Annotated in this window: 10 protein-coding genes and 1 pseudogene; all 11 read left to right on the top strand. The window is 45.9% G+C overall.

The features are described 5' to 3' along the window. Positions 1-1,130, top strand: a 1,130-nt coding sequence (locus ABUA34_RS12350) for a YifB family Mg chelatase-like AAA ATPase (protein WP_349823407.1), incomplete at its 5' end; no start/stop codon positions are given. Position 1,131: 1 nt separating this feature from the next. Further along, the gene (dprA, locus tag ABUA34_RS12355; protein ID WP_055279883.1) at positions 1,132-2,211 is read left to right on the top strand and encodes a DNA-processing protein DprA; all 1,080 of its coding nucleotides are present in this window, start codon (positions 1,132-1,134) and stop codon (positions 2,209-2,211) included. Positions 2,212-2,288: 77 nt separating this feature from the next. Then, positions 2,289-4,373, top strand: coding sequence for a type I DNA topoisomerase (gene topA / locus ABUA34_RS12360; RefSeq protein WP_055223980.1), 2,085 nt, complete (start codon positions 2,289-2,291; stop codon positions 4,371-4,373). A 321-nt stretch (positions 4,374-4,694) separates the two neighbouring features. Next, positions 4,695-5,459, top strand: a complete 765-nt coding sequence (gene codY, locus ABUA34_RS12365; RefSeq protein WP_022216094.1) for a GTP-sensing pleiotropic transcriptional regulator CodY — start codon at positions 4,695-4,697, stop codon at positions 5,457-5,459. A gap of 38 nt (positions 5,460-5,497) precedes the next feature. Next, positions 5,498-6,712, top strand: a complete 1,215-nt coding sequence (locus ABUA34_RS12370) for a DUF6115 domain-containing protein (RefSeq protein WP_161171733.1) — start codon at positions 5,498-5,500, stop codon at positions 6,710-6,712. Between the two features lie 19 nt (positions 6,713-6,731). After that, positions 6,732-7,478 carry a hypothetical protein gene (locus ABUA34_RS12375; protein WP_118757641.1) on the top strand — a complete coding sequence of 249 codons (747 nt, stop codon included), beginning with the start codon at positions 6,732-6,734 and terminating at the stop codon, positions 7,476-7,478. A gap of 30 nt (positions 7,479-7,508) precedes the next feature. Then, a complete protein-coding gene (locus tag ABUA34_RS12380; protein WP_161171734.1) occupies positions 7,509-8,342 on the top strand; it encodes a hypothetical protein in 834 nt (277 codons plus the stop codon). Positions 8,343-8,550: 208 nt separating this feature from the next. Then, positions 8,551-9,285 carry a 30S ribosomal protein S2 gene (gene rpsB / locus ABUA34_RS12385; protein WP_055144098.1) on the top strand — a complete coding sequence of 245 codons (735 nt, stop codon included), beginning with the start codon at positions 8,551-8,553 and terminating at the stop codon, positions 9,283-9,285. A 30-nt stretch (positions 9,286-9,315) separates the two neighbouring features. Continuing rightward, entirely contained in the window at positions 9,316-10,395 is a 1,080-nt protein-coding gene (gene tsf, locus ABUA34_RS12390) for a translation elongation factor Ts (protein WP_055144099.1), read from the top strand. Between the two features lie 402 nt (positions 10,396-10,797). Continuing rightward, on the top strand, positions 10,798-11,484 hold the full coding sequence (locus tag ABUA34_RS12395; protein ID WP_055272742.1) for a response regulator transcription factor: 687 nt from the start codon (positions 10,798-10,800) through the stop codon (positions 11,482-11,484). Next, positions 11,481-12,003: pseudogene (locus tag ABUA34_RS12400) on the top strand (hypothetical protein); the annotation flags it as partial. The gene ABUA34_RS12395 and the pseudogene ABUA34_RS12400, both read left to right, overlap by 4 nt.

Genomic DNA, 12,003 nt, shown 5'->3' on the forward strand with positions numbered 1-12,003 from the left:
GCTGTATAGTGCCGGCGGGGAATTCCAGAGAGGCCGCCATTATACGTGGGATGACTGTTATACCGGTCACAAGTATAGGAGAGCTGGTCGATCACTTGAGTGGTATACAGACCATAGAGCCTGAATATGTTGATGTAGAAGCCATGCTGGATACGTCAGGGGATGAAGCTGAAGTGGACTTCTCTGAGGTAATGGGGCATGAATCCCTTAAACGTGGAGTGGAGATAGCCGCGGCGGGAATGCACAACATACTCATGACAGGCCCCGCCGGGGCAGGCAAATCCATGATAGCCAGACGTATCCCAACGATACTTCCGAGACTCAGCCTTGAGGAGAGTATAGAGATAACGAAGGTGTACAGTGTGGCGGGGCTTCTGGATGAATCCTGTCATATAATAAACCGCCGTCCATTCCGGGCACCTCATCATACGATATCCCTGCATGCCCTGTCCGGCGGCGGGCATAATCCAAGACCAGGAGAGATAAGTCTTGCACACGGTGGTGTGCTGTTTCTCGATGAGCTGCCGGAGTTTAACCGGAACGTGCTCGAGGTCATGAGACAGCCCCTTGAGGACGGTGAGGTCAGTATATCAAGGCTTGGTGGAATATACAGATTTCCTGCGGACTTCATGCTGGTTGCGGCGAGAAATCCATGCCCCTGCGGACAGTACCCGGATATGAACAGGTGTACATGTACGGTCAGGCAGATCAGGAATTATAATGCCAGGATAAGCAAGCCTCTGCTTGACAGGATAGATATAAATGTGGATGTTAGGAAGGTGGACTGCAGACAGTTATTTGGTGGCCGGACAGGGAAGAATTCAGCAGAAATGAGGGAGAGTGTGCTGAGGACCCAGAGGATACAGAGTGAAAGGTTCAGCGGTGAAAATATACGGTTCAATTCCCAGATGGATTCGGCATTATGCAGTAAATATGTAGTGCTTGACGGCGAGGCAAAGAATTTCATGGAGGACTGTTTTGCCGATATGGATATGACTGCGAGAGGAGCATACAGGGTACTCAAGATAGCCAGGACTATTGCGGATCTCGATGGAGATCCTGAGGTCGGGATAAAACACCTGAGAGAAGCGGTGTTCTTCAGAAATGCGGACATTCAGGGAGGTGTGTGACATGACGGAGGAATTACTTTATCTCTGGTTTGGGATGATAAGCAGGATGACTCACACTGTGAAGATGAACGTTGCCATGAAATACGGAGGTATAAGAGGACTGTGGAACACTTCTGAGGAACAGCTTCGGGATGAACTCACACAGGCTCAGGCTGACGGATTCCTTGAACACAGAGATGCCGGGAAAGTTGCGGCATATGCAGAGGAGCTTAGAAGAAATGACATTACATATATTTATCCGGGACATAAGCTGTATCCCGGGAAGCTGTATGATATACCGGATCCCCCAATGCTTCTGTTTGCAGCAGGGGATGTGGATGTGCTGGCGGATCTGGACCCTGCGGTTGCGGTGGTAGGGGCAAGAAAGGCCTCTGTGTACGGAAGGGAAGCTGCCGACAGGCTGTCGGGGGAGCTTGCAGCATCAGGGGTTACTATAGTCAGTGGAATGGCACTGGGAATAGATGGCGCTGCGCACAGAGCTGCCATGAAGGCCGGAGGAAAGACTGTGGCTGTGCTCGGAAGTGGTATAAATGTTCCGTATCCGAGGGAGAACTATGATATATATCACGACATAAGAAATGGCGGCGGAGTAGTGCTGTCGGAATGTGGGCTTGACATAAGACCGGATGCTTTCAGATTCCCGTACAGGAACAGGATAATCAGTGGACTTTCGTCCGGGGTGCTCATCGTTGAGGCGAGGGAAAAAAGCGGTTCTCTGATCACTGCGGACCAGGCGCTGGAGCAGGGGCGGGAAGTGTATGCTGTTCCCGGGAGAATCACGGATTCGGGCAGCAGAGGCTGTAACGGACTTATCAGAATGGGGGCGGTGTGTGTCACACAGGTGGAGGATATACTTGATGAAATGGGCATAAACCGAGCTGAATCAAAGGCATTTAACAAAAATTTACTTGCGCCTGCAGAGAAAAAAGTGTATAGTTGTGTACGTTTGGAATCAAGGCATATAGATGATATATGCTTCGAGACTGGGATTTCAGTGTCTGAGGTGACTCAGATATTGTATGAATTAGAACAGAAAAGATTGATAAAACAGTTGGTAAGAAATTATTATGTCAGAGCCTGACCATGAAAATGAACACTGCCGGAAGATGCTCTGGGATGATAAGAATTACAGGAAACCTACAGAAAGGACAGATAGCTATGGCAAAAAATCTTGTTATTGTTGAGTCTCCAGCTAAAGCTAAGACAATAAAAAAGTTTCTTGGATCAAACTATGAGGTGATTGCTTCGAATGGCCATGTGAGAGATCTGCCAAAGAGTCAGATGGGAATAGACGTTGATAATGATTTCGAGCCCAAATATATCACTATAAGGGGTAAAGGTGATATCCTTGCCGCTCTGAGAAAAGCGGTTAAGAAGGCCGACAAGATCTATCTCGCAACTGACCCGGACCGTGAGGGAGAGGCTATATCCTATCATTTGATGAAAGCACTTAAGCTGGAGAATAAGGATTACAAGAGAATTACGTTCAATGAGATCACAAAGAATGCGGTAAAGAATTCTATAAAGCAGGCAAGGGACATAGACATGAACCTTGTGGATGCCCAGCAGGCGAGGCGAGTGCTCGACAGACTTGTTGGTTACAAGATCAGCCCGGTTCTCTGGGCAAAGATCAAGAGAGGTCTTTCTGCCGGACGTGTACAGTCTGTTGCACTCAAGCTCGTGTGTGACAGGGAGAAGGAGATAAATGATTTTATCCCGCAGGAATACTGGACACTGGACGCAAATCTGACCGGCGGCAAGCTCAAGAAGCCTATCACGTTCAAGTTTACCGGAGATGGTAAGAATAAGGAAGAGATATCAGGCAGAGCGGCACTCGATGAGATACTCAGCGGTCTTCAAGATGGAGAATACGTTGTAAAGTCCATAAAAGAGAGTGAGAGAAACAAGAAGGCACCGCTGCCATTTACAACAAGTACGCTGCAGCAGGAGGCTTCATCGAAGCTCAATTTTGCGACATCCAAGACGATGAGGATCGCACAGCAGCTCTATGAGGGAGTTGATATCAAGGGCCGTGGAACGATAGGTCTCATAACATACCTGAGAACAGATTCCACTAGAATATCAGAGGAAGCAGTTGCTGCTGCTGACAAATATATAACGGACAATTTCGGTGATATATATATTGGCGATTCAAATGGACGCGCCAAGACAGACAAGAAGATACAGGATGCTCATGAGGCTATCAGACCTACAGATGTGACTCTGTCACCGGTCATGGTAAAGGAACAGCTCTCAAGGGATCAGTTCAGACTGTATCAGCTCATATATAATCGTTTCCTTGCAAGCCAGATGGCGGGGGCGGTATATTCTGTCAAGAGTGTAAAGGTAAGCTGCGGCGATGCGACATTCCAGACATCCGCATCAAAGATAGCATTTGACGGATTCCTTGCTGTATACAATCTGGACAATGACAGAGGAGAGACAGTTGCGGGAATCAACAATCTTGCTGAGGGCGATGTGCTGGAGCTTGACGGCTTTGAGGAGAAACAGCATTTTACACAGCCGCCTGCAAGATATACAGAGGCATTGCTTGTCAAGACATTGGAGGAGCTTGGAATTGGAAGACCAAGTACCTATGCTCCAACCATATCGACCATACTTGCGAGAAGATATATAACGAAGGAACAGAAGAAGTTATATGTGACAGCCATAGGTGATGCGGTTAACCAGAGCATGGAGCAGGCGTTCCCGGTTATCATAGATGTGAATTTCACGGCTAACATGGAGTCTCTTCTCGATAAGATAGGAGAGGGAACCGTGGACTGGAAAGTGGTTGTCCGCAATTTCTATCCGGATCTCGACGAGGCGGTGAAGAAGGCGGAGGCAGAACTTGAGTCCATCAAGATAGAGGATGAGGTGTCCGAGGAAGTGTGTGACGTGTGCGGACGAAACATGGTCATCAAGTATGGTCCTCACGGCAAATTCCTGGCGTGTCCTGGATTCCCTGAGTGCAGATTTACAAAGCCGTTCTACGAGAAGATAGGTGTTACCTGTCCTAAGTGTGGCGGAGACGTGGTCATCAAGACGACGAGAAAGGGCAGAAGATACTATGGATGTATCAATGCACCTGAGTGTGATTTCATGTCATGGGCAATGCCAAGCAATGAGAAATGTCCTGAATGTGGAAAGTACATGATAGTAAAGGGCAATAAGCTGGTATGCTCAGATCAGGAGTGTGGTTATACCTGCAACAACAAGGCGGCGGAGACTGCTGATAAATAATTAAGATATAAGATATGTGACAGACAGATTCCTGATTGGAGACAATTAGTGAATTTGTCTGTTTTTTTGTTGAATTGTAGAAAAATTAAAAGAAGTGTATGGTTGTCATAATTATTAAAATTGTGTCGAAAAAAAGACTGACCACTATATGTTGTGGCTGAAAAATCCAGTAAAATCAACACTTTCTTAAATCTTTGTTTTTAGGACAACTTTACATAAAATATGGTTGTTATGTCAATCTTGTTGTGGTAGAATCACAAATAGTCATAATATTTCGAGCAAAAGATACTTTTTGTTACATAAAAAAATGGAGGATAACTTATGAGTGTACAATTGTTAGATAAAACACGAAAAATCAACAAGTTATTGCACAATAACAATTCACATAAGGTTGTTTTTAATGACATTTGTGATGTGCTCAGCGACATTCTTGCTTCAAACGTGATGGTAATAAGCAAGAAGGGCAAGATACTCGGACTCAAGAACAGAGAGGATATTCCGGAGATCCATGAGCTCATTGAGGGTAAGGTAGGAAGTCTCATAGACAACATGCTCAACGAGCGTCTTCTTCTCGTCCTGTCCACTAAGGAGAATGTTAATCTGACGACACTTGGATTTGATGGAAAGGATATAGACAAGTATCATGGTCTGCTCCTTCCTATTGATATAGCAGGAGAGAGACTTGGAACTCTGTTTCTGTACAGACTTCAGACTGAGTACGATATAGATGACATCATTCTTGGCGAATATGGAACCACCGTTGTGGGACTTGAGATGATGCGGGCGCTCAATGAGGAGAATGCTGAGGAGAACCGCAAGCTGGCCATAGTGAGATCAGCAATCAACACTCTGTCGTTTTCAGAGCTGCAGGCGATCAAACACATTTTTTCCGAGCTTGACGGCGAAGAGGGAATACTGGTGGCAAGCAAGGTCGCAGACAGGGTAGGCATAACAAGATCGGTTATAGTGAACGCACTCAGAAAGTTTGAGAGCGCAGGTGTTATCGAGGCGAGATCATCGGGAATGAAGGGCACGTACATAAAAGTGCTGAATGATGTGGTGTTTGATGAACTGAAGAATGCCTGAGAACAGAATTATAAATACATCGAAAAGGAGAAACATATATGATACCGGCAATAGTGACATTGATAGTAGGTGTAGCGATAGTGATAGTAAGCTTTTTCCTCACTGACGGTCCAAAAGAGAATACAGAGAATTCTGTGATGGATGAGAGCAGGGAGAATCTGGAGAAGAAGCTTGATGAGTATTGTGACAGCCTTGTAGAGAAGAAGAAGAATGAGCTGAAGAAACAGGGCGAAGCTGTGAAATCAGACATGAAAAAGGGCCTTGATGAGGTCAGGGAGTCATCGAAAAAAGAGCTTGCTGAGATGAGAGAGAGTTCAAAGAAGGAAATGAGTGAGCTCATGGACAGCACAAGGAAGGAGCTGGATGAGTTCAGAGCCGGCACAGTCAAGGCAAATGAGACAGCCCAGGCTGATACCCAGAAGAAGATAGATGATGCAGTCAAGGCATACGAGGAGGGTATAGAGGCTGCAAAGAAGAAGATGCAGACAGAGCTTGAGGCTTGTGAGAAACAGTTGTCAGAGAAGGCCAAGAAGCAGATGATAGATTACATCAACCAGAGCCTTAAGGATGCATACGAGGCATATGATCCGGATGATACCAGCGAGAAAGAGCCTGTGACATACGATGAGCCTGAGACTGTAGATACTTCCGAGTCAGAGCCTGCGGAGGCAGATAACGGATCAGAGAAGACTGAGCCGGATGCAGAGAAAGCTCAGTCAGAAAATGATTCTCAGGCAGCAGATAAGACAGAGACAGCAGATGGAGCTGAGACTAAAGCTGATGCTGAAGCAGAAGCAGAAGATGACGTAAAGACAGACGGTATCGCTGACAATGATAAGTCGGAGACATCCGAGGGTGAAGCGCAGAAAGAGAATACCGAGTCAGAGAGCAGCACTGAGGCTGCTGCAGATGCAGAGGCTGCCGAGAAAGCAGTCAGTGTGGAGGATGCACCGGTAACAGACAGTGCATTTACAGTGGTAGAGGCTGAAAATCCTGAGAAGGCAGCCGCAGCGATCGCTGAGAATAACAATGCTGCCAGATCTAGAAACAATCGTTCAAAGAAGAGAAAAAAGAAGAAAGCCGCTCAGAACAAGGTTGTTGATATATGGGATGAAGGCACAGATGTAGAGTCACAGGTTGCAGATCTGCACAAGAAGGGACTCAGCATCATGGAGATCGCAAACAAACTTGGAATAGGAGTTGGAGAGGCTAAGGTTATGATAGACAAGATCAATGAGGCTGACAAACAGTAATCAGTCCGGGAGGTAAGCTATGTATAAAAAAAGTTATTTCAGAGGCCTTGGTACAGGGCTGGTGATAGGAGCACTTACCATGACTGTTGCGTTTAATTTTGGAAATGCCGGAAAAACTGATTCAGGTCAGGGCAAGACGGCGGTCGTAAGTCAGCAGCAGGATAAGAGCACAGAGGATTCTTCCACAGAGACGACAACAGAGAAGAAGACCGAGGATAAGACGACAGAAAAGACAACGACAGAGAAAGTAACCACGGAAAAGAATGCCAATGCCGATAAGACTACAACAGAGACAGGCAAGTCAGAAAATGGCAAGAGCGATGCAGAGAGCGGCAGTGGAAGCAACAGTGGTACGACCGGAAGCTCCGACAAGTCAAATGGAACCGGCACAACAGATAACAACGGAGGCCTTTCTGATAAGACAGAGAGAGTTCCATCTGCCAAGGACAACGGCTATACAGAGGATAAGAATTCACAGACCGGTTCAGGAAGCAGCACAAATAAGACTACCGAGGCGGCGACAGAGGCTGTGAAAGCGAGTGCCATCAAGTATGACAATGGCGGCGGAGAGATCACATTTGGAGCCGGCACATCAGCATACGAGATATGCCAGTTGCTTGGACAGATAGGCATCAGGGATGCAGATGAGTATTACGACTGGCTTCTCAGATCGGGATATTCTGAGAGTCTTGTACCTGGAACATACACATTTACCGGAAATGAGACAAACGGTGGAATAGTGTGGATCCTATTAGGTAATCAGTAAAGATACGAGAAAAGGGAGGAGTAATCAATTATGGGAGACAATATGAATAATGAGGAGATGGGATATCCGGGACAGCGTTTCAGTGCGGGTAGTGGTAGTAGTAGTATGGATCCGTTTGCGCCAAATCCGGCAGCCTTGCAGTATGTACCGAATGAATTTGGAATAACTCACAGTGAGACCAGTCCTATGTACCGGTATAACAATCCGGCTGAACCGGATAGTGGAGCTGCCTCACAGACGGACAACTATTATCCGGGACAGCAGTACGGTCAGAATCATCAGTATGGCCAGAACCAGATGTATGGTCAGAATCCACAGTATGGCCAGAACCAGATGTATGGACAGAACCAGATGTATGGACAGAGTCAGCCATATGGCCAGGGCTACGATCAGGAGACTATGAATCCACAGGGGAAAAAAGCAAAGAGTTCCGGATCAAATGTTCTGGCAGGACTGGTAGGAGCGTTTCTTGGATCACTGGTCGGAGTTGTGCTCTGGCTTGTTGTGTATAAGCTTGGTTATATCGCAGGCATATCAGGAGCGGTTATGGTCATATGTGCCATGATGGGGTACAACAAGTTTGGAAAGAAACTTGACCTGAAGGGCATAATAATCTGCGTAGTGTTGTGTATAGGAATGATATACATTTCAGAGAGACTGAGTGTCAGCATGGAATTATATCAGGAATTTAGTGATTATGGATATGATGTGAGCTTCTTTGACTGTTATAAGAGTATGTATGATGTGCTGGATGCTGCAGATACTATGAGTTCATTCTGGGGTGAGCTTGCGGTCGGTTATCTTCTGTTTGTTGTAGCCAGTGTTTCATATATAATAAACAGCATCAGGACAAGAGCAAAATAGAACACGGACCGGCAGACAGAATACTTCTTATAAAACATATATTTTCAGAAAAAAGTGCTTGAATGCACTTTTTTTTTGTGTTACAATGTCGATTGCGTGAGTGCGCATAACAAATATACATGCTGGTTGATAGTTGGCGTGGTGCCTGTGCTCGGGTGGTCCAAAGAGTTGATGCCGGCAGAAGATTTTAACCATGGAGGTAGAAAAAATGAGCGTTATTTCAATGAAGCAGTTATTAGAGGCAGGTGTACATTTCGGACACCAGACAAGAAGATGGAACCCTAAGATGAAGCCATACATCTACACAGAGCGTAATGGTATCTACATCATCGATCTTCAGAAGTCAGTAGGAATGGTTGACGATGCTTACAATGCAATCGGTGATTGTGTTGCAAACGGTGGAACAATCCTTTTCGTTGGTACAAAGAAGCAGGCTCAGGACTCAATCAAGAGCGAGGCAGAGCGTTGCGGTATGTACTATGTAAATGAGAGATGGCTTGGAGGTATGCTTACAAACTTCAAGACAATCCAGACAAGAATCGCTACTCTTAAGAAGTACGAGGAGATGGAGCAGGACGGTACATTTGACGTTCTTCCTAAGAAGGAAGTTATCCAGATCAAGAAGGAGATGGAGAAGCTCGAGAAGAATCTTGGCGGTATCAAGAACATGAAGAGAATCCCAGACATGATCTTCGTTGTTGATCCTAAGAAGGAGAGAATATGTATCCAGGAGGCTCAGTCACTTGGAATTAAGCTTGTTGGTATCGCTGATACAAACTGTGATCCAGAGGAGCTTGATTATGTAATCCCTGGTAACGACGACGCTATCAGAGCTGTAAAGCTTATCGTTTCAAAGATGGCAGACGCTGTTATCGAGGCTCAGCAGGGTGTTGATGCTGATTCAGTAGATGAGGCAGAGGCTGAGGAGACTACAGAGGAGTAATTATAACAAATATTCGGAGGTAGAAATAAAATGGCAATCACAGCAGCTCAGGTTAAAGAGTTAAGAGAGCTCACAGGTGCCGGTATGATGGATTGCAAGAAGGCACTTGCAGAGACTGATGGTAATATGGAAGCAGCAGTAGATGTACTTCGTAAGAGCGGTGCAGTTAAGGCTGAGAAGAAGGCAAGCAGAATCGCAGCAGAGGGTATCTGCCGTGCAGCAGTTAATGGTACAACAGGTGTTGTTGTTGAGGTTAACTCAGAGACAGATTTCGTTGCTAAGAATGAGATATTCCAGACATTTGTTCAGCAGATAGCTGACCAGGCACTTGCTTCAGCACTTGTTGGTGGCAAGGATGGCGAGGATGTTGAGGCACTTCTCGGAGAGAATGGTCTTAAGGAAGAGCTTGTTGATAAGACAGCAACAATCGGAGAGAAGTTATCATTCCGTAGATTCCAGAAGCTTTCAGGCGATGTAGTAGTTGACTACTTACACGGCAATGGAAGAATCGGTGTTATCGTAGCTGGTAACGGCGCAAGCGATGACGCTGCTAAGGAAGCACTCAAGAACGTAGCTATGCAGATCGCAGCTATGAACCCACAGTACATCAGCAGAGCTGATATCTCAGCAGACGCTATGGCTAAGCTTAAGGAGATCACAGTTGACAGTGCACTTAATGCACCTGATACACTTCCAAAGCCAATCCTTAACAAGCTTATCGCAAAGGCTGTTGACGGCGTATGGAGCGCAGAGGATGTAGCTATCTACGAAGAGAAGAAGAGCAACATGAACTTCTTATTCAACTTCCTTTCAAAGGAGGCAAAGGCACAGCTTGCAGAGCTTGCTATAGCTGATAAGGATGTTATCGTTGCAGATAAGATCTTCAATGGTCTTGTTGAGGGACGTATCTCAAAGCAGGTTAAGGAGATCAGCCTTCTTGATCAGGTATACGTTAAGGCTGAGGATGGCAAGCAGACAGTTGCCAAGTACCTTGAGTCAGTTAACAAGGATCTCAAGATCGCCAGCTTCGTTCGTTTCGAGGTTGGAGAGGGAATGGAGAAGAAGAACGAGGACTTCGCAGCCGAGGTTGCTAAGCAGATGAACGTTTAATCATATCCCGTATCTGAATATATGAATAATTGCCTTGCGGTTGGCTTTTGAGCTGGCCGTGGGGCTTTTTTATTGTCTGTTTCTGTTGATATCCAGCACTGTATAAAATATAATCTATGTAATTGCGGTTCAGATGATCGCAAACGAGCTGAGTAACGAGCAGGGACACATAGAATCGGCATCCGGGCTTTTGGTCGACCTTATGCCTGACGGTGTGGAGGCAGGGAAGCGGGTATGAATGCCCATCTTGCCAAGCCTATAGATATAGACAGACTTGTCCAGACAATTGTTGATGTCATGAAGGTTTAAGCTTTATTTAAGCTTGAGGGGTATAATACGAATTATAGATGGTTTGCGTGATATCTGGTGGAGACCATAATAATATGAGACGGAGATAAGGTTATGAGATTACTTCTTGCGGAGGATGAGAAAGCGCTTTCAAGCGCGCTTCAGGTTATATTGAAGCACAACAATTACTCAGTGGACGCTGTGTATAACGGACAGGATGCCTATGATTACATTATGGCAGGGGTGTATGACGGAGTCATACTTGATGTCATGATGCCAAAGATGGATGGCTTTACCGTGCTGTCAAAGATCAGGGCTGAGGGCTGCGATGTTCCGGTCATTATGCTCACGGCCAAGGCTGAGACTGATGACAAGATCAACGGCCTTGATCTAGGGGCGGACGATTATCTTGCAAAGCCATTTGAGACAAAGGAACTCCTGGCAAGGATACGCGCGATAACCAGAAGAAAGAGTGAGGCGGTCAGCACGGAGATGAAGTATGGCGACTGCACGTTAAACAGCCTGAATTATGAGCTCAGTTCATCTGGTGGAAGCGTAAAGCTGCAGAACAAGGAATATCAGATCATGGAACTGCTGATGGCAAATCAGAATGCGATAATATCAGCAGAGCTTATGATGGAGAAGATATGGGGCTATGACACGGATACGGAGATCAGTGTTGTGTGGGTCAATATCTCGTATCTCAGGAAGAAACTCAGTCAGATAGGCTCAGGGGTGTCCATTAAGGCAGTAAGGAATCAGGGATACACACTTGAGTATAAGGAAGAGGATAGAACATGATAAAGAATCTGAGAAAAAGATTTATATTTGCGGCAATGGCATCCACATTTGGAGTGCTGTTTGTCATAATGAGCATTCTCAACATAGCAAATTATGCCCGCATGGTTTCAAGGGCGGATGATACCTTAAGTGAACTGGTGGATAATAATGGACAGTTTGACCGCAGGGATTTTCTGAAAGAGAAGGTTAAGACCAATGCGGATTCCCAGCCACCTGATAAGCCTGATGGCAAGAGCAATGATAAGTTCTCACCGGAGACACCATTTCAGACAAGATATTTCTCCGTGGTCGTAAGTGATGGGGCTGTTGAGTCCTACAGCCTTGACAATATAGCTGCTGTTGATGAATCGGAAGCCGAGTCGTATGCTTTGAAGATACTTGGGGACGGTTCAGACAGTGGATTTACGGATATATACAGATACAGGGTAGCGGACTGTGAGGATGGAACCAGGATAATATTTGTCGACTGCCGTCAGGAGCTGGAGTCGTTCAGAAATACATTGGTATACAGTGTAGGAG

It is taken from the genome of Coprococcus sp. RTP21428st1_C9_RTP21428_210409 (assembly GCF_040227395.1).
In the GTDB taxonomy this organism is placed as follows: domain Bacteria; phylum Bacillota; class Clostridia; order Lachnospirales; family Lachnospiraceae; genus Coprococcus; species Coprococcus aceti.